Source organism: Vibrio harveyi, from assembly GCF_030060435.1.
In the GTDB taxonomy this organism is placed as follows: Bacteria; Pseudomonadota; Gammaproteobacteria; order Enterobacterales; family Vibrionaceae; genus Vibrio; species Vibrio harveyi.
This window is the reverse complement of record NZ_CP125875.1, coordinates 516,644-533,848: the sequence shown is the minus strand read 5'-3', so window position 1 is coordinate 533,848 and position 17,205 is coordinate 516,644. Positions and strand designations below refer to the sequence as shown.

20 protein-coding genes are annotated in these 17,205 nt (G+C 45.1%); 9 read left to right on the top strand and 11 right to left on the bottom strand.

The window, feature by feature from the left end; all coding sequences use genetic code 11:
* Positions 1 to 16 precede the first annotated feature (16 nt).
* The 4 genes from QMY49_RS02485 to melA form a co-directional block, all read right to left on the bottom strand.
* Positions 17 to 1,150 (bottom strand): flagellin, encoded by a 1,134-nt coding sequence (locus QMY49_RS02485; RefSeq protein ID WP_005447265.1) that lies wholly within the window; start codon positions 1,148 to 1,150, stop codon positions 17 to 19.
* Between the two features lie 263 nt (positions 1,151 to 1,413).
* Positions 1,414 to 2,547, bottom strand: coding sequence for a flagellin (locus tag QMY49_RS02480; protein WP_239213369.1), 1,134 nt, complete (start codon positions 2,545 to 2,547; stop codon positions 1,414 to 1,416).
* 154 nt (positions 2,548 to 2,701) lie between these two features.
* Positions 2,702 to 4,129 (bottom strand): melibiose:sodium transporter MelB, encoded by a 1,428-nt coding sequence (gene melB, locus QMY49_RS02475; RefSeq protein ID WP_050935929.1) that lies wholly within the window; start codon positions 4,127 to 4,129, stop codon positions 2,702 to 2,704.
* Positions 4,130 to 4,217: 88 nt separating this feature from the next.
* Positions 4,218 to 5,570, bottom strand: coding sequence for an alpha-glucosidase/alpha-galactosidase (gene melA / locus QMY49_RS02470; RefSeq protein WP_009698611.1), 1,353 nt, complete (start codon positions 5,568 to 5,570; stop codon positions 4,218 to 4,220).
* A 328-nt stretch (positions 5,571 to 5,898) separates the two neighbouring features.
* On the opposite strand from melA, the gene melR reads away from it, so the two are divergent.
* The gene (gene melR, locus QMY49_RS02465; RefSeq protein WP_283312669.1) at positions 5,899 to 6,909 is read left to right on the top strand and encodes a transcriptional regulator MelR; all 1,011 of its coding nucleotides are present in this window, start codon (positions 5,899 to 5,901) and stop codon (positions 6,907 to 6,909) included.
* 78 nt (positions 6,910 to 6,987) lie between these two features.
* Here melR and QMY49_RS02460 read toward each other — a convergent pair whose 3' ends face one another.
* Positions 6,988 to 7,890 carry a Dyp-type peroxidase gene (locus QMY49_RS02460; RefSeq protein ID WP_005445353.1) on the bottom strand — a complete coding sequence of 301 codons (903 nt, stop codon included), beginning with the start codon at positions 7,888 to 7,890 and terminating at the stop codon, positions 6,988 to 6,990.
* A 43-nt stretch (positions 7,891 to 7,933) separates the two neighbouring features.
* Positions 7,934 to 8,419, bottom strand: a complete 486-nt coding sequence (locus QMY49_RS02455; RefSeq protein WP_005445352.1) for a DUF2919 domain-containing protein — start codon at positions 8,417 to 8,419, stop codon at positions 7,934 to 7,936.
* A gap of 144 nt (positions 8,420 to 8,563) precedes the next feature.
* Here QMY49_RS02455 and QMY49_RS02450 point away from each other — a divergent pair, with 144 nt between their 5' ends.
* Positions 8,564 to 8,917: a DUF2956 domain-containing protein gene (locus QMY49_RS02450; protein WP_050924428.1), complete on the top strand. Its 354-nt coding sequence runs from the start codon at positions 8,564 to 8,566 to the stop codon at positions 8,915 to 8,917.
* 1 nt (position 8,918) lies between these two features.
* Positions 8,919 to 9,251 carry a DUF4156 domain-containing protein gene (locus QMY49_RS02445; protein ID WP_005445350.1) on the top strand — a complete coding sequence of 111 codons (333 nt, stop codon included), beginning with the start codon at positions 8,919 to 8,921 and terminating at the stop codon, positions 9,249 to 9,251.
* A gap of 38 nt (positions 9,252 to 9,289) precedes the next feature.
* Here the strand turns inward: QMY49_RS02445 and QMY49_RS02440 are convergent, their stop codons facing one another.
* Positions 9,290 to 9,577 (bottom strand): winged helix-turn-helix domain-containing protein, encoded by a 288-nt coding sequence (locus QMY49_RS02440; protein ID WP_005445349.1) that lies wholly within the window; start codon positions 9,575 to 9,577, stop codon positions 9,290 to 9,292.
* A gap of 304 nt (positions 9,578 to 9,881) precedes the next feature.
* Here QMY49_RS02440 and QMY49_RS02435 point away from each other — a divergent pair, with 304 nt between their 5' ends.
* The 4 genes from QMY49_RS02435 to QMY49_RS02420 are packed head-to-tail and all read left to right on the top strand — an operon-like array spanning position 9,882 to position 12,323.
* Positions 9,882 to 10,232, top strand: coding sequence for an ArsC family reductase (locus QMY49_RS02435; RefSeq protein ID WP_005436871.1), 351 nt, complete (start codon positions 9,882 to 9,884; stop codon positions 10,230 to 10,232).
* An 18-nt stretch (positions 10,233 to 10,250) separates the two neighbouring features.
* Positions 10,251 to 11,387: a succinyl-diaminopimelate desuccinylase gene (dapE, locus tag QMY49_RS02430; RefSeq protein WP_283312664.1), complete on the top strand. Its 1,137-nt coding sequence runs from the start codon at positions 10,251 to 10,253 to the stop codon at positions 11,385 to 11,387.
* A gap of 37 nt (positions 11,388 to 11,424) precedes the next feature.
* Positions 11,425 to 12,123 carry a M15 family metallopeptidase gene (locus QMY49_RS02425; protein WP_017189298.1) on the top strand — a complete coding sequence of 233 codons (699 nt, stop codon included), beginning with the start codon at positions 11,425 to 11,427 and terminating at the stop codon, positions 12,121 to 12,123.
* Positions 12,120 to 12,323 (top strand): DUF2897 family protein, encoded by a 204-nt coding sequence (locus QMY49_RS02420; RefSeq protein WP_005445345.1) that lies wholly within the window; start codon positions 12,120 to 12,122, stop codon positions 12,321 to 12,323. Before QMY49_RS02425 ends, QMY49_RS02420 begins: the two co-directional genes overlap by 4 nt.
* A gap of 107 nt (positions 12,324 to 12,430) precedes the next feature.
* Here the strand turns inward: QMY49_RS02420 and bamC are convergent, their stop codons facing one another.
* A complete protein-coding gene (gene bamC / locus QMY49_RS02415; protein WP_005445344.1) occupies positions 12,431 to 13,450 on the bottom strand; it encodes an outer membrane protein assembly factor BamC in 1,020 nt (339 codons plus the stop codon).
* A gap of 52 nt (positions 13,451 to 13,502) precedes the next feature.
* Positions 13,503 to 14,381, bottom strand: a complete 879-nt coding sequence (gene dapA / locus QMY49_RS02410) for a 4-hydroxy-tetrahydrodipicolinate synthase (protein ID WP_005445343.1) — start codon at positions 14,379 to 14,381, stop codon at positions 13,503 to 13,505.
* Between the two features lie 396 nt (positions 14,382 to 14,777).
* Between dapA and QMY49_RS02405 the strand changes: the two genes are divergently transcribed.
* Positions 14,778 to 15,320, top strand: a complete 543-nt coding sequence (locus QMY49_RS02405) for a glycine cleavage system transcriptional repressor (RefSeq protein ID WP_005445342.1) — start codon at positions 14,778 to 14,780, stop codon at positions 15,318 to 15,320.
* 15 nt (positions 15,321 to 15,335) lie between these two features.
* Positions 15,336 to 15,806 (top strand): thioredoxin-dependent thiol peroxidase, encoded by a 471-nt coding sequence (bcp, locus tag QMY49_RS02400; RefSeq protein WP_005445341.1) that lies wholly within the window; start codon positions 15,336 to 15,338, stop codon positions 15,804 to 15,806.
* A gap of 64 nt (positions 15,807 to 15,870) precedes the next feature.
* Here the strand turns inward: bcp and QMY49_RS02395 are convergent, their stop codons facing one another.
* Positions 15,871 to 16,941 carry an AI-2E family transporter gene (locus QMY49_RS02395; protein ID WP_005445339.1) on the bottom strand — a complete coding sequence of 357 codons (1,071 nt, stop codon included), beginning with the start codon at positions 16,939 to 16,941 and terminating at the stop codon, positions 15,871 to 15,873.
* Entirely contained in the window at positions 16,934 to 17,188 is a 255-nt protein-coding gene (locus tag QMY49_RS02390; RefSeq protein WP_017189245.1) for a sulfurtransferase TusA family protein, read from the bottom strand. Before QMY49_RS02390 ends, QMY49_RS02395 begins: the two co-directional genes overlap by 8 nt.
* Positions 17,189 to 17,205 lie beyond the last annotated feature (17 nt).

Sequence of the window (17,205 nt, the reverse complement as noted above, 5' to 3'; positions counted from 1 at the left end):
GCCTTTAGGTTGAAAATTAACCTAGTAGGCTTAGCGCTGAGTTAGGCGCTTGTTTCGCTTGCGCAAGGATTGAGCTTGACGCTTGCGATAGAATTTGTGACTTAGTCATTTGAGTCGTTTCTTTCGCGAAGTCGGTATCTTTAATACGGCTCTTCGACGCGTTCACGTTCTCGTTGATGTTGTCCAAGTTGCTGATTGCGTGGTTGAAACGGTTTTGGAAAGCACCTAGCTCTGCACGGTGGCTATCTACGTATTTCAACGCCGCATCAATGATAGCGACAGATTCTTGTGCGCCACCTACTGATGTTACATCGATGGTATCAACCGTTACTTTCTTACCATCGCTTAGACCTAACTCACCAGAAAGACCGCCAGAAAACTCTACTTCGCCTTCAACTTTGTTGTTACCAGCGAAAACTTGCAGTTTACCGTCTTGGTCTACTGACGCTTTCACTAGGTCTGTTTGACCGTTGATGTAAGTCGCAAGCTCTTCGATATCGTCACCCGCTTTTGCGCTGATGTTGATTTCTTGCTCTTTACCGAAGCTGTCTGTCAGACTGATTTTTAGGTCGTTTTTGCCCGCTTCAACACCCCAGTCTTTGTCTTTGCCTTTTTCAGCTTGGTAGCTCACGCCGCCCATCATTTGGTTGTCAGAGCGCATGTCTTTTAGGTTTAGCATCACGGCTTCACCGTTATCTGCACCGATTTGGAAAGACTGAGTACCGTAAGTACCGTTAAGTAGACGGTTACCACCGAATGATGTTGTTTCAGCGATACGGTTTAGTTCGTCGTTTAGTGCCGTTACTTCTTCTTGAATCGCAACACGCTCAGATTTTGAGTTAGAGCCGTTCGCTGATTGAAGAGATAGGTCACGCATACGTTGTAGGATGTTGGTTGTCTCGTTCATTGCACCTTCTGCTGTTTGTGCAATCGAGATACCGTCGTTCGCGTTACGAACAGCCACATCCAAGCCACGGCTTTGTACGTTCAAGCGGTTCGAGATTTGAAGACCCGCAGCGTCATCTTTCGCGCTGTTGATTTTGAAACCTGAAGACAAACGTTCCATTGAAGTTTGTTGTGCTGAGTTTGCGTTGTTTAGGTAACGCTGAGCGGTCATCGCTGATACGTTAGTGTTTACATTCACTGCCATGGTGATTTCTCCAATTGATTTTCCGATGTAGCGGTTTCCGACGTCTCGGAAAACCAAGTAGTTCTCTCAAAGTTACTTTTATTAACGGCGCATACCCTGATTTCTTTAGGAAAAAATTTAGATATTTTTTAAAAAATTTCATTTGGAGGGGTAATCGTGACGAAGCAGATAAAAAAGCAAAAAAACTTCAAATTATCGCTAAAGCTTCTTTTCTCGCTGTCGATACAGGCTGATTTTGTCTTGAAATTACGAAGTAGAATGCCTTAGCCAAGTAAGGTTAAAGCAAGGTTTGGGGCTTGTTTTGCTTGTGCAAGAATAGAGGTGCTTACCTGCTGCAGAATTTGTTGCTTCACCATTTGCGTGGTTTCTTTGGCGTAGTCAGTATCTTGAATGCGGCTGTTCGATGCTGCTAGGTTTTCGTGGATGTTATCCAGATTATTGATCGCATGATTAAAGCGATTTTGATACGCGCCTAGCTCTGCACGATGGCTATCAACGTACTTCATCGCAGTATCAAGGACAGCCACAGCTTGTTGAGCGCCACCGACAGACGTAATGTCAATGTTATCAACCGCATCGTACCCTTTTAGCTGTAACCCCAGTTCACTCGCTAAGTCACCTGAGAACGATAAAGTTCCCGAGGTTTCTTCACCAGCCATAAACAACTGCAACTGACCCTTTTCATTCACTGACGCCGTAACTTTGTCCGTCTGACCATTGATATAAGTCGCAAGCTCCTCGATATCATCACCAGCTTTAGCATTAATTTGGATGGTTTCCGTTTCACCAAAACGATTATTAAATGACATGCTAAGTTCATTTGCACCATCTTTTACTTGCCAATCAGAACTTGCGCGTCCGTTTGCAATATAACTAAAACCGCCCATCTCAATGCCATCACTGCGCATCGACTTTAATTCTACTTGTACCGCCTCACCTGACGCTGCACCAATTTGAAATGCTGATTTACCAAAGCTGCCATTCAACAGTTTTCGCCCACCAAAAGAGGTAGTTTCTGCAATGCGGTTTAGCTCATCGTTAAGTGAAGAAACTTCTTCCTGCAGTGCTGTACGTTCTGCTTTGCTGTTTGAACCGTTAGCAGATTGGAGCGACAAATCACGCATGCGCTGCATGATATTGGTCACTTCATTCATCGCGCCTTCCGCTGTTTGCATAATGGAAATGCCGTCGTTCGCGTTACGCACGGCAACATCCAAACCACGCATTTGCGATTGCAAGCGGTTGGAGATTTGCAGGCCCGCAGCGTCATCCTTTGCACTGTTAATACGCTTCCCTGAAGACAAACGCTCCATGGATTGGTTCAGCATGTCAGTTGCACTGGTCAAATGACGCTGTGCGACAAGTGCTGCCACATTGGTATTAACGGTGATCGCCACAAATAAAGGGTCCTAAAATTAAGGCTTTGAATACTTATCGACCAAATTAAATAAAGGTTTAGTGTTTTTTGAGAAAAGAGATGGAGAAATAAAAAGGCGGAGCGTTGTGCTGATAGGTCAGCGTAAACAATAAGCTTACGCTGACTGTGTAGGATTAGAGTGCTTCTGCCGGCTTGGCAGATTTACGCGTAAGGTCTTTTGACGTCTCTTGCGTCGTAATATGGTCGTATTTCTCGGTCAGATGGTCCTGAATTTTTTGGTGGTAAGCACCGTTGAGTTTGTAGAAGCGGAAGTACACAACCAAAGCGATAGCGAAGAAGAACGCTGGCAGCCCAACCATGATGCATTGCATGCCAAAGACGGTTTCAGGGCTTTGTTCCATGTTCGGTACATAATCCACTGCGGTCAGTGCGATACCAATGAAGAAAGCCGCAAAAGCTGAACCTGCTTTAACCACCAGCGTTTGTACTGAGTAAGCAATACTCTCGCAGCGTGAACCTAGCTTGTACTCACCATAGTCCACTGTATCCGCCACCATAATGACGTTCAGCACCCAAAATAGCGCCGTACCGATTTGCAATAACACGCCCGCTGTAGAAATCAGCAGAATGCTTTGTTTGTCATACATGCCTACGTAGATAAGGACTGCACTGCCTAAGATTGGGAAGCTAGACGCACATGCCCATAACACTCGACGTGAAAACATTTGCGCCAATTTAGGGAACAACACCAGTGTAATTAGGTTCGCGATACCAGCGTAAGCCATGTAGTAAGGGAAAAGTTCCTCATTTCCGACCACATATGTGAAGTAGTAAACCGCAAATGCTGTGATGATGTTGGTAGCGAGGTTGTATGACAGTGCCATACAAAGCACGCTCGTTAACTGGTCATTTTTGTAGATAAGCGAGAGGAGCTTCTTCAGTGAGACTTTTTCTTCAGGTTTCGTCACGTCAAGGTTGCTGGTTGAATAGCGCTCTTTGACGTTACGTAGCGTGATATACGTTGAGACAAGGAAACAACCGACAAGCAAAATGGCAAACACTTGGAAGCCAAATCCTTTGTCGTCGCCACCGACATAATTCACGAACGGCATTGCGATTGCGGCGGTAACAATCCATGCAAGGCTAGCGAAGAATCGAGGGTATGGCACAAGCTCTTCACGCTCACGTTTGTCCAGAGTGAGTGTTGGAACCAGTGACCAGAAAGGAATATCCATTAAGGTGTAGGTCATGCCCCATAAAATGTAAGTCACTGCTGCATAAGCAATAAGCCATGGTCCTTCGATGTGATGCGCACTAAACAGCATGAGCAACACCACTGAGTTGGTGATGGTGCCAATTAAAATCCAAGGTTTAAATTTACCCCAACGTGTGCGGGTATTGTTCACGATCCAACCCATAATTGGGTCATTCACTGCATCCCAAATACGCGCAATTAAGAAGATGGTTCCCACCACGGCAGCCGAAATACCAACAACATCGGTGTAGTAGAACATCAAGTACATGTAAACGATGGTGATAGCGAAGTCTTTACCAAATGCGCCAAAGCCGTAGCTTAGCTTGGTATTCATAGAGATACTCATTTGTTACTCCTTACGCCCCCTCATCGAGAAGGCGCAGTATATTCACGTTATTGTCGTTTTTATTGATATTGGTTTTGTGATTCAGGATTTACTGATGCACCCACGCTGGCAACCAACCTTCGTGTGCTTCAATCAAGTCATCAACAAGGGCATAAATCTCTTCGAGTCCAAGCACTGCCGCGGTATGAGGATCAAGCATGGCAGCATGATAGATACGATCTCGGTTCTCAGTGAGGATGGCTTCCGTCAGCAGAGTCTGAACATTGATGTTGGTCTGCATTAATGCCGCTAAGTGATTTGGTAATCGACCAGCTTTGATAGGTTGAATGCCGTTTGCGTCCACCAGACAAGCCACTTCCACACAACAACCTTGTGGCAAGTTGTCAATTAACGCTTCATTCTTCACGTTGCCGTAGATAACACTTGGCGTGCCTGTCCAAATCGAGTTCATGATGGTGCTCGCGTATTCATGCGACTCTTTGACGGTGATTTGATCCGCGTTTTTGAAGTCTTCGAGGTCTTTTTTCCAATCAGCAATTTGTTCTACACAACGTTTAGGATATTCATCAAGTGGCACTTTATAACGTTCAATCAGATCTGGGCGATTTGGTTTGATGAAATATGGGGTGTATTCAGAAAAATGTTCTGATGATTCCGTCACAAAGTAGCCCAACTTCTTAAACATCTCGTAGCGGACTAGGTTGGTGCAGCGACCGTTGTGATGCAAACCCGGCTTCGGCGCTTTGCCTGATTCAAATGCCTCAAGCAAATCAGGATAAATGTCGACATATTCCCCCTGCTCGTTTTTCTTTTCGAGTGTCAGGTAGTACGCCATGTGGTTGATGCCTGCACAGGTGTAACGAAGGTCTGAATATTCGATATCAAGGTCGCGAGCCAGCTCCTCCGCCGTCCCTTGCACGGAATGGCACAAGCCCACTTGTTTGATGTGAGGGTATTTCTCATACATCGCCCATGTGTTCATCGCCATTGGGTTAACGTAGTTGAGCATGGTGGCATTTGGACACACTTCAGTCATGTCTTCACACACGCTCCAAAGGTGAGGAATCGTGCGCAGTGAGCGCATGATGCCGCCTGGGCCTAAGGTGTCGGCGATGGTTTGCTCCAAACCGTGACGCTTACAAATCTCAAAGTCCGTTACAGTGCATGGCTCATACCCACCGATTTGGAATGCGATGACGACAAAGTCTGCACCTTGCAATGCTTCTTTTTGGTTTAAGTGACAAGTGATCGTACCCGTCGCACCGGATGATTCCATCAACTTGCTTACTACTAGGTGTGATTCCTCCAAGCGGATTTCATCAATATCCATCAAGGCAATTTGCGCTCCTTTGAAGGCCGGCTTATGAAACACATCGCCAAGAATGTTCTTCACAAAAATCGTAGAACCCGCACCGATGAATGTGATTTTAGGGCTTTTCATAGTTGAATCCTTTTTGCTTTCATACTTTTGTTTCGATGCATTTAAGTTACACCTGCCGCAAGACCGAATTCGTCTCAGATAAACCAATCACTCTCCCGTTTCCTAATATTTAAAATCAACCAATAAAAAATCTTAGGAAATGGGATATTTTTGTATAAATCACGGATAAAGAAGGTGGGAAGATACGCTGAGGCTAGTTATTACGGCGACTTAAGTCACATAACCAAAATCTTATAAAACAGAGTAATCGGTGTTTTTGAAGCTGTTCTGAGTTTTGTTTCAACAGATTTAGTACAAATAACTTATACAGTTTCCTAAGAGGTGGGCGATGGCGAAGGTAGAGTCCAAGGCAGAGTTAGATACATTGAAAGTGGTGATTCAAGATAAGTATTCTTCCGAAACGGTTTCTGTAAGCCCACTTTCGCTGTACTCATCCTATGAAAAAATCGATATCGAGCTTAGACCGCCCCACTCTATGCCAGGTTATCACTGGCACGGACAAGTAGAGGTCAACATTCCTTTTGGTGATGATGTCGAGTACATCATTAATGGCAGTCCAGTCGTGGTGAAAGCAGGATCGATAGGATTGTTTTGGGCGTCAGTTCCTCATCGGCTCACCAATCCGGGCAAAAGTCATAATATGGGGATCATCAATATTCCGATTCACCACTTTATGTCTTGGACGCTAAATCGAGACTTCGTCAATCAGATCACCCATGGTTGTGTGCTGCAATCAACCGCCAGTTCATTAGTCAGTGAGTTTGAGTTAGCACGCTGGGCAGAAGAAATAAACCACTCTTCGGAAAGTCGCCAGCAATTAGCGATTGATGAAATTGGCTTGATGTTAAAAAGAATGTGTTTAGATGGCTGGCAACAACTGAGTATCAATCGACAAGAAAAATCGACCAAGAAAGGCGTCTCCAAACACTCGCAGTTTTACGTCAGTCAAATGCTGGAATACATTGCCACCCATCATAACCAGCCGGTCACGATAAAAGACATAGCAGAGCACATTGGGCTGCACACTAACTACGCGATGAACGTGTTCCAACGAACCATGCAGATGACCATCAAGCAATATATCACGGCAATGCGGATTAACCACGCCAGAGCACTGTTGAGTGATACTGACCGGACAATTTTAGATATTGCTTTAACGGTAGGTTTTAATTCTAGCAGCCGATTTTATGAGACTTTTCAGAATTATATTGGTGTAACGCCAACGCAATATCGCAAGAAGTCACGCGAAGATCATCGCTGGAGCAGTCACAGTACTAGCCCACTTTACGAACTAGAGAAAGGCGCTATTGATGGCAAAAGACCACTGACGGTCCGTTAGTCTTATCAGGCAAGAATGAGGGGAAACAAAAAAGGCAGATCACTCTGCCTTTTTAATCATTGGAGGGTTGGCGAAGAATTACTTAATCGCCAATTCCGCTAGCATTTCTTGTGAAGGAGCGAAGAAATATGCACCTGTTACTGCTTTGGTGAAACGAAGCAGTTGGTCAGTCTTACCATCGGTAACACCGTACATGCTCTCTAGCATCACTTTGATGTTGTGGATAGTGTTGCAGTAAGAGATGAACAGAAGACCATGTGCGCCAGTTACTGTGCCGTACGGCAAGCTGTGACGAACGATCTTAAGACCTTTGCCTTCTTCTTTGATGTCTACACGACCTACGTGAGAAGCCGCTGGCACGTCTTCTAGCTCAATAGAATCTGGCTTAGTACGACCAATGACTTTCTCTTGTGCAGATACGTTCAAACGGTTCCATGCAGGCAAGTTGTGCTCAAAGCGTTGAACCATCACGTAGCTACCACCAGCGAAAGCGCCGTCTTTGATCAATGCAACGTCAGCACGCGCATCACCTTTCGGGTTTTCTGTGCCATCAACGAAATCCGTCATGTCACGAGCATCTAGGTAACGGTAACCGTAAGTTTCATCCACTACCGTCACATCTTCTGCAGTTTCAACTAAGAATTTACGCAGTACATAGAAGTGCAAATCGTGACGAGTTGAGTGACAGTGAATCAAGACATCCACGTCTGTTGCTGGCGCAAATACGTCACCTTCCCCCAACTCAGGGAAGTCGATCAACTCTTCTGGCATTTGCATGTTTAGGTGCTGCCAAAAAGATTTCGTGAATGCGATAGAAATCGTTAAATCAGCACCTGGTTGGTTCGCATTGAGCTCATTTACTAGCTCAGGTAGCGCTTTTAGTTTTGCCAGTACGTTTTCACGGTTTTGGTTCACTTTTAACTGAGTGTAAAGTGCAAATGGTCCTGCTTCAGGCACAATCGCCGTTTGAGCTTGTGACATTGAGATATCCTCTATACATTGCCCCATGCGGGAATTATTGTTTTTAATTTTTTGATGGCTGTTCTTCTTTGTGCTCAACTTGTGGCACGTTAAAGCAGTCTTTTACCCATCTTCCATTTAGAAGATAGATCATAAACCAAGTTAACAAGGTAATTGTGAGCGCATTCGCCCAATTGAATACACCATGTTCGAGGTAGACATGATACATGGTCTGAGCCAGTTGAATACCGCACAAGATCAAAGTCATGGCACGACCATGCTGGGTAATTTGATTCACCCACCCTCGCTCTGGATGCCGCAAGCCCATTAACCACATCAATAATAGACTTGGGATACCCATCGATAGTCCGAGGTATAACGTATTAGAATCGGGGTACACAATCGATAGTATCTTGCTACCGCTGTCTCTACTCACTCCTGCCATGGCAAACACCACCCAAGAGCGCGCTAGGAACATCCATCCTAGCCATAACATAATCGGCGCTTTTAAAAATCCATGAGCGTCATATTGATCAAATGAGTAACGCACAATCTCGTCTTCTTCGTTTCATAAAAACGCCACTTTAACCGATCGTTTCAGAGTTGCAACCTAGCAAAGCTGAGAACTAAAGTTCATTTCATCATCGTACGCAGGTAAACTAGGTTTAGATTTACAGCGACGTCGATAAGAAACATGAAAAAGAAAAACACAGCAGCACCCATTCCTTCCCAAGAAACGCAAACTGAAGCGATGAAGATTGCAAAGTCCACTCAAAAACCCGGTCAAACGAAAGAGCAAACCAAACTGATTGCTCAGGGCATTGAGAAAGGCATCGCGCAGTATAAAAAACAGCAGAAAGAACGCAATCGACAAGCAGACAAAGCGAAGAAGAAACAACAGAGAGAAAAACAGCGTCAACGTGATGACGTCGTTGAACAAGAATCAGCAAATATTGAAGCACCAACGAGCAAGCCAGCTGTATTACCTTGGGCACTATTGGTTCTGAGCTGGATTGGTTTCGCGGCTTACATCATGATGGGGAAATAATATGCAGCGTTATGTGATGATAGGAGGCATCGCATTGGCTTTGATGGGTTGTTCGTCACCATCAACGCTACCAACGGCATCAAGTGATGACGTTCAGATTCGCTTTGATAGCCAGTTCAATCCGGATCAATGCGAGTATTTAGGTGAAGTCACTGGCAGCGAAGGTCACTGGTACAGTTACTTGTTCTACACCAATGACGCCATGATGCATGGAGCCATGGTCGACCTAAAAAACAATGCAGTATTGCTCAATGCCGATACGGTTTACATGATCGCTCCACAAGACTTTGCAACTTCCTTCAGTGTGCTTGGTACTGCCTACCGCTGCCAATAAGCGTTTCCCAGACGTAAAAAAAGCCAGCAATTGCTGGCTTATGCACGAAATCCAAGACTGCTAGCGATATCTCCCTCTCGCTCAAGAACCCATTGACTGTCAAAAGGTCCCCAATCCGAAAGTTGGTAATAGCCGTCGTTATGACGTCGACCATCTTGAACGAAGATGAGTTCGATGCCGATCCCCGGTAATGCCTTGAGTACATCTTGAATAGTACGACGAGGCCACCCCGTTCTTTCGATCAATTTTGGTACATTTGGCCTTTCTAGGTTTTCCACCAACAAGGCCAAATATAGCCGCCTTGCAAAAACAGGACTCAATTCCATTGACACCTCCTAAAATTGTGCTGATTCATTATTTCTTTTTTGCTCAGCAAGATGTTGCGTTTGATCAATAACTCGACTTTTCCGTGCTATTTAGCCAAGTTTTTTATCATTCTTATCGCTGTTTGGTGGAGGAATGAACGACTGAGCACGGTCCAATAGAGCACTGACCTGTGAAATATTCGCCGCATGATTTTGTCACAGTGGTTGCTTCTTGATAGGATGCTTGAACAGCCAAAAACAATGCAAAATCGGGCGTTCCATAGCGCAAACCGATAAGTAAAGCACAAAGAGAAAAGGAAATAATATGACGATCACCATGTTCGGCATCCCAAACTGCGACACGATTAAAAAAGCCAAGAAATGGCTAGAAGCGGAAAACGTTGCTTTTGATTTTCACGACTACCGCAAACAAGGTATCGATGCGGCAATGGTGACTGAATTTTGTAACGCGCTGGGTTGGGAACAAGTACTGAATAAACGTGGCACGACTTTCCGACAGCTGACTCAAGAACAAAAAGATTCTCTTAACGAAGAAAACGCAATCGCGCTGCTAGTAGAAAACCCAGCGATGATTAAGCGCCCAATCTTGAAAGTTGAAGACCAACTTCATATTGGTTTCAAAGCAGACCAATACGCGACCATTTTTAACTCTTAATTAAAGGAACAATCAAGGATGACAGACAGTCCAGTACTGGCACTCGCTAAAGACCTGATCAGCCGCCAGTCCGTAACGCCTGAAGATGCAGGCTGTCAGGAAGTAATGATCGAGCGATTAAAAGCGCTTGGTTTTGAAATCGAAGTGATGGTGTTTGAAGACACAACAAACTTCTGGGCTCGCCGAGGTACAGAAGCACCACTGTTTGCTTTCGCCGGACACACAGATGTCGTGCCAGCAGGCAAATTGGAGCAATGGGACACACCTCCTTTTGAACCAACCATTATCGACGGTTACCTTCACGGGCGTGGCGCAGCAGACATGAAAGGCTCTCTAGCTTGTATGGTGGTCGCGGTTGAACGCTTTATTGCAGAAAACCCAGACCATAAAGGTTCGATTGGCTTTTTGATCACTTCAGACGAGGAAGGTCCTTTCATTAATGGCACCGTTCGCGTCGTTGAAACGCTCATGGCTCGTGACGAGAACATCGACATGTGCATCGTTGGTGAGCCTTCAAGCACTGAAGTTGTGGGAGATGTAGTTAAGAATGGTCGTCGTGGCTCAATCACGGGTGATTTAACGGTAAAAGGAACACAAGGTCACGTGGCGTACCCTCACCTTGCTAATAATCCGGTTCATCAATCACTATTAGCCATTCATGAACTTGCTACGACAGAATGGGACCAAGGCAACGATTACTTCCCACCGACAAGCTTCCAAATCCCGAATGTCTCTGCTGGTACTGGTGCATCGAATGTGATTCCTGGCGAATTTAACGTACAGTTCAACCTGCGCTTTAGCACAGAACTCAGCAACGAAATCATTGTTGACCGCGTGACCCAAACACTCGACAAACACGATTTAAACTACGATCTGAAATGGACATTCAATGGTGACCCGTTCCTCACCGATACTGGAGCATTGCTTGACACAGTCGTTGCTGCCGTCGATGAAGTCAACAGCACGAAGCCTGCGTTGCTCACCACTGGCGGAACGTCTGATGGTCGATTTATCGCACGCATGGGCGGTCAGGTGGTTGAGCTTGGTCCGGTGAACGCGACTATCCACAAAGTGAACGAATGTGTAAAAGTCGATGACCTTGAGAAATTAACGGACATGTACCAAAACACGTTGAAACACTTACTCGCACAATAGTGTCATAACGAAACATGCAACAATTAACGAGAGTGCCATGACGCCAGAGCAACTTACCGGAATGACCGATTCCCATCTGCAATCCACATTAGTGGGTCAAAAAGCCTTTCTGCTTCACCCTGAAGTGGCTGACGACTTACTAAACATGATTGAAGCCGCCACACAATCAGGCTTTAAGATGGAGATCGCCAGTGGGTTCCGTGACTTTAACCGTCAGAAAGCAATCTGGAACGGTAAGTTTGCAGGTGAACTGAAGATCCTCGATTCCGATTCGCAACCGCTCGACAAAACTCTACTCAATGACGAAGAAAAGCTCACTGCGATTCTTCGTTGGTCCGCCTTACCCGGAGGCAGTCGCCATCATTGGGGGTGTGATTTTGATGTTTATGCGCGTAACTTATTACCCGCTGATACACAATTACAATTGGAACCATGGGAGTATCTCGAAGGTCATCAGCGTGCTTTCTATCAATGGTTAGTCGATAACCTCGATAGCTTTGGGTTCTTTTTCCCTTATCAACAAGACTTAGGCGGTGTCGCCATCGAACCTTGGCACATCAGCCACAAATCTGTAGGGCAACAATGCCTGTCATTGTTAACACCAGAGTTGCTGAAAACTCAGTTAATTAAGCAAAATCAGATCGACAGCATTGCAGGGATGGATGTCATATTGAATAATTTGGATAAGGTTATCACCCAATTTATTCACAACATCACGCCGCCGGAGGCTCTATGATCGAAATTCTCACCAACCCCTGGGTCATTATCATCATAGTGCTCAGTATCGTGGTTGGTAACATTGCTGCGCTTAAGTACACCGCAAAAATGAAGTTTGGTCAGATGGATAAAAGTCGAAAAAACGATTTAGATAAGCTGAACGAACTAGACAAAGAACGCTATGGAGAGGAAAGCGAGAAGAAAGACGAAAATCGCTAATCTCTCGCACTTGATGCACTCTTCAACATTTGACATCAAGTAAGCAATCAAAAAGGGACCATTGCGGTCCCTTTTTTACTATTCAAATCTACTTATTTGTAGCGAAGTTAGTCTTTCACAACCGCAGCCAGTACTGGCGCAAGTGATTTCAAGAACTCTTCTTCTACTGGCTTACCAGACGAATCAGTAATGTTGATAGAAGTACGGTTACCTAGATCACCAAGCAAGAAGGTGTAAGTACCAGAGTTTAGATCGATTGGCTTAACACCAATGTCATTCCAGAACGCATCATCCGGTGACGCGTATTTCGCAGTCACTGTACCTTGCGACTGACTGCGCTCTTCAATCTTGAAGCCCATCTTCGGCATGATATCAGGCAGACGGTTCCACACGACATTGTATTGTGCACGAGCAATGATAACTGGCAGACCACTGCGGTCTTTACCCATGGTAATTGGGATGTGTTTCACTAGCTCTTGTGCTTTACGTTGCGCTTCTTCACGTACGTGTTGGTCGTAGCGTGCCGTTACCAAGTTGGTCATGAACACGTTGTAACGCTCACGGTTGGTACGTGTCACTTCTTTGACTTGGTTGCCTTCACGCCAGTCAATCAAGCTTACCTTGAAGCCATGACGACCATTCATCTCACCGCGAGTAATCTCGTAGCGGCTGCCGATTTCCATCTCTTCATCAGGAGAGTTCCAAGTCACCCAACCTGTTTCGATGCGGTTATCCGTTTGGCTTTCAACTGGGATCTTGTTCTCTGCAACCATCTCTTGAACGGTCTTCCAAACTTTATCCAGTTCATCCTTACGAAGCAGCCATAGTGTTACTTCACCGTCGCTACTGCGATCTAGGCGAGCACCAGGGATCAATTCCAATACTTGCTGAGGCGGACGAATATCAACATCTTTACCAATACCACCAGCGTAGTTTCCTTCAGGAATACGGTAGTTCGGGTAAAACTGAGGTTGAGCACCTGCCGGTACACTCCACTCTTCAAGAGCAGGCGTGTTCAAATACTCGAAGTCGTCCTTTGCTTGACGACGCTGATTGGCACCACCTGAACAGGCAGTCAATACGAATACAGCTAGTGAGCTTAACACTAACTGGCTTGAAAGCTTCATTTATACTCCTAAAACACTGAGGGCTTTACCACCCTCAGCATGAACTTCAATCCTAGTAAATACCGGCGTCTGTTAGCGCTTGTTCCACAACTGGCTGCGATTTTTCAGAAAGTGGGGTTAAAGGAAGACGCAGCTCACCCTCTTCAATCAAACCAAGCTTATGTGCTGCCCATTTCACTGGGATCGGGCTTGATTCAACGAATAGGTTTTTATGCAGAGTCATCAGACGATCGTTGATCGCTTCTGCTTCTTCAAATTTACCTTCACCTGCCAAATGGAACATGTCTGCCATGTCTTTAGCCGCGATATTGTTCGTTACTGAGATAACGCCGTGACCGCCTAGTTTAACAAATTCTAGACCCGTCGCATCATCACCACTTAGTAAGATAAAATCTTCGCCACAAAGTTCACGGTGAAGTGCAATTCGGCTTAAATCACCCGTCGCATCCTTCAATGCCACGATATTATCAAGCTTTGATAGGCGTGCCACTGTCTCAGGCGACATATCTACCGCAGTGCGACCCGGTACATTGTACAAAATTAGAGGTACATCACTCGCTTCTGCGATTGCTTTGTAGTGTTGGAACAAACCTTCTTGAGTTGGTTTGTTGTAGTAAGGCGTTACACTCAGGAAGCCAGCAATACCAGAATCAGCCAATAATTTGCTAAATGTAACTGCTTCGTGGGTTGCATTTGCTCCCGTACCAGCAATCACTGGGATACGACCGTTTGCGAATTCAACGGTTTTATTTACGACCTTTACATGCTCTTCAATGGTTAGAGTCGCTGACTCACCAGTGGTGCCAACTGCAACAATACCGTCTGTACCAGCTTCAACATGGTACTCAACAAGCTTTTGTAGACTATCAAAGTCTACTTCACCATCTGCTTTTAGTGGTGTAATCAGCGCTACGATACTTCCTGAAAACATGTTTATCTCCCTCATTTAACTCTTTCTGCATGGTACTGTAATGCGATTGAAAAACACAAGAGCGTAAACTCGCTTACAAAGTACAAATGAATGAATAATTATCAGTTGTTAGAGGTCTAGCAACTAAAATGTGAATTTTGTTCTCAATCCTAGCCATTCTGATAATCGTGTTCGTTGCAGCAAGGATTTCTCACCGCTTTCAATTAGGCGCGGAATATACTCTCTCGCCGAGAAGCTCAAGTCAGCGTTGAGTGAATTAATAGTGCACGCAATCAGCAAACTGTTCACTAAATCAACAAAGCGTTTTAACAAGTTTAAAAAAAGAACTGACTCGACATTTCTACTCCATATCTGTGCTAACATCTCTCTATTGAAGAAAGGACAAGAAGCTCATTTATGAAGCAACATCTGGTACTTACAGCGGTTGGAACGGATCGTCCGGGCATATGTAACCAAGTGGTTAAGCTCGTCACACAAGCTGGCTGTAACATTGTCGATAGCCGTATCGCTATCTTTGGTAACGAATTTACCCTTATCATGCTGCTTACTGGTAACGCCAGTAATGTCACTCGTGTCGAAACACAATTGCCACTTCTTGGGCAAGAACACGACCTCATCACCATCATGAAACGCACATCAGCCCATGAGTTGCTCGATAACAGTTACACCATGGAAGTGTTTATTGAATCAGAAGACCGCATCGGTTTAACCGAGAAGTTTACGCAATTCTTTGCCGATAAACAGATTGGCCTACAATCACTTAGTGCGCAAACAATCAGTAAATCAAAGATCCAGCTGGATGCCGACCAATTCCACATTGCAATCACCGCTTCAGTAAGTGCAGATTGTAACTTGATGCAATTACAAGAAGATTTCGATGAACTTTGTAACACGCTCAACGTGCAAGGTTCTCTGAATTTCATTAAAAATAATCTATAAGTAAAGGAAATAATGATGAATACGCTGACAGCAGGCACGCCAGCGCCAGCCTTCTCTTTGCTCGACCAAGATGGCAACACCGTTTCTCTCGGTGACTTCAAAGGTAAGAAAGTACTGTTTTACTTCTACCCAAAAGCGATGACACCAGGTTGTACGACTCAAGCAAAAGGTCTGCGTGATGTAAAAGCAGAACTAGACGCACATAACGTTGTGGTATTGGGGGTGAGTATCGATCCAGTAAAACGTCTAGGTAAGTTCATTGAACGCGACGAGCTAAACTTCACGCTACTTTCTGACGAAGACCATGCTATTGCTGACCAGTTCGGTGTTTGGGGCGAGAAGAAGTTTATGGGTAAAGTCTACGATGGTCTTCACCGCATCAGCTTCTTGATCAATGAGGAAGGTGTTATCGAACACGTGTTCAACAAGTTCAAAACCAAAGATCACCATGAAGTGGTTGTGAACTACTTGAAAGAAAACGCGTAAACCTAGTTTTCAATCAAACATCAAAAAGCCCAGCGATCGCTGGGCTTTTTATTGGATTCAATTTCTATTCTTGTATTGGTTCGCTTTCTTCCGTACTTGGTAGCGCGTTCCATACTGCTTTTACAAGCGTCGCCAATGGGATAGCGAAGAAGACCCCCCAGAAGCCCCACAAACCACCAAATACCAACACGGCAACAATGATCGCTACTGGGTGAAGGTTAACCGCTTCAGAGAACAGTACCGGAACCAACACATTACCGTCTAGCGCCTGAATAATGCCGTAGGCAACAAGTAACCAATAGAACTGAGGCGTTAAGCCCCATTGGAACAAGCCGACAATCGCGACCGGAACCGTCACCGCAGCCGCACCGATGTACGGGATAAGCACTGACAAACCCACCGCTACAGCAAGCAATGCAGAGTAGCGCAGGTCAAGAATCGCAAAAGTCACGTAACTCACGCCACCCACGATCAAGATTTCCAGCACCTTACCACGAATATAGTTCGAGATTTGTTCGTTCATCTCGTGCCATACTTTGTTCGCCAGCTTACGGTTCTTCGGTAAGATGCCACTTGCCATGCTGAGCATCTCATCTTTGTCTTTTAGTAAGAAGAACACCAATAATGGAACAAGAATCAAGTAAACCGCTAGCGTTGCTAAACTCACTAGAGAAGCCAGTGAGCCTTTTACGACGCTCTCACCTAAGCCAATCGCTTGGTTCTTCGCGTTAGTCACCACGGTTTCAACAATTTCTAGGTTCGCCAGCTCAGGGTAACGTTGTGGCAAGGTTGCAATGAACTTTTGTAGTCCAGCATACATGTTCGGAATATCGTTGATTAAGTTGCCCACCTGAGTCCAAATGGTCGGCACTAAACCAAATACCGCGATCAACATTAAGCCAATAAAAATCAGTATGACAGTGATGACAGAAAACGTACGTGGGATACCCAAACGGCACATCTGCGTTACTGGCCATTCAAGTAAATATGCAAGAACAATCGCCACCAACAATGGCGCAATCAAATGCCCGAAAAAGTAAATTGTAATAAAGCCGAACAGCAGTATCGCCACGAGGCTCACTGCATGTGGGTCTGAAAAGCGTCGCTTATACCAACGACTTACCATTTCAAGCATCGTACGAAGATTCCTTATTGAATACGGTCAAAGTGAAGTGTTCAGGAGAAGCTTGGCAATCCACTGTGTAGCCTTGGTTACGCAAATACTTCACGATATCGTGCTTAGAGCTTTTATCCACCACTTGAATAACAAGCTGATGATCTTGTTGTGTTTCTTCCTGAAACACCTCAGCAGCGTGACGCTTGGCAAGTAACAGTGCCATAGGGCAGCGTTCCTTACGCAAATCAAGTAATATGGATTCCATTGTATTGCTCTGCACTT

Excerpts from the sequence above, each read along its gene's own strand:
- QMY49_RS02485 (WP_005447265.1), bottom strand. The coding sequence starts at position 1,150 with ATGGCAGTGAATGTAAACACTAACGTATCAGCGATGACCGCTCAGCGT.
- melB (WP_050935929.1), bottom strand. The coding sequence starts at position 4,129 with ATGAGTATCTCTATGAATACCAAGCTAAGCTACGGCTTTGGCGCATTT.
- melA (WP_009698611.1), bottom strand. The coding sequence starts at position 5,570 with ATGAAAAGCCCTAAAATCACATTCATCGGTGCGGGTTCTACGATTTTT.
- melR (WP_283312669.1), top strand. The coding sequence starts at position 5,899 with ATGGCGAAGGTAGAGTCCAAGGCAGAGTTAGATACATTGAAAGTGGTG.
- QMY49_RS02460 (WP_005445353.1), bottom strand. The coding sequence starts at position 7,890 with ATGTCACAAGCTCAAACGGCGATTGTGCCTGAAGCAGGACCATTTGCA.
- QMY49_RS02450 (WP_050924428.1), top strand. The coding sequence starts at position 8,564 with ATGAAAAAGAAAAACACAGCAGCACCCATTCCTTCCCAAGAAACGCAA.
- QMY49_RS02445 (WP_005445350.1), top strand. The coding sequence starts at position 8,919 with ATGCAGCGTTATGTGATGATAGGAGGCATCGCATTGGCTTTGATGGGT.
- QMY49_RS02440 (WP_005445349.1), bottom strand. The coding sequence starts at position 9,577 with ATGGAATTGAGTCCTGTTTTTGCAAGGCGGCTATATTTGGCCTTGTTG.
- QMY49_RS02435 (WP_005436871.1), top strand. The coding sequence starts at position 9,882 with ATGACGATCACCATGTTCGGCATCCCAAACTGCGACACGATTAAAAAA.
- dapE (WP_283312664.1), top strand. The coding sequence starts at position 10,251 with ATGACAGACAGTCCAGTACTGGCACTCGCTAAAGACCTGATCAGCCGC.
- QMY49_RS02425 (WP_017189298.1), top strand. The coding sequence starts at position 11,425 with ATGACGCCAGAGCAACTTACCGGAATGACCGATTCCCATCTGCAATCC.
- QMY49_RS02420 (WP_005445345.1), top strand. The coding sequence starts at position 12,120 with ATGATCGAAATTCTCACCAACCCCTGGGTCATTATCATCATAGTGCTC.
- bamC (WP_005445344.1), bottom strand. The coding sequence starts at position 13,450 with ATGAAGCTTTCAAGCCAGTTAGTGTTAAGCTCACTAGCTGTATTCGTA.
- dapA (WP_005445343.1), bottom strand. The coding sequence starts at position 14,381 with ATGTTTTCAGGAAGTATCGTAGCGCTGATTACACCACTAAAAGCAGAT.
- QMY49_RS02405 (WP_005445342.1), top strand. The coding sequence starts at position 14,778 with ATGAAGCAACATCTGGTACTTACAGCGGTTGGAACGGATCGTCCGGGC.
- bcp (WP_005445341.1), top strand. The coding sequence starts at position 15,336 with ATGAATACGCTGACAGCAGGCACGCCAGCGCCAGCCTTCTCTTTGCTC.
- QMY49_RS02395 (WP_005445339.1), bottom strand. The coding sequence starts at position 16,941 with ATGCTTGAAATGGTAAGTCGTTGGTATAAGCGACGCTTTTCAGACCCA.
- QMY49_RS02390 (WP_017189245.1), bottom strand. The coding sequence starts at position 17,188 with ATGGAATCCATATTACTTGATTTGCGTAAGGAACGCTGCCCTATGGCA.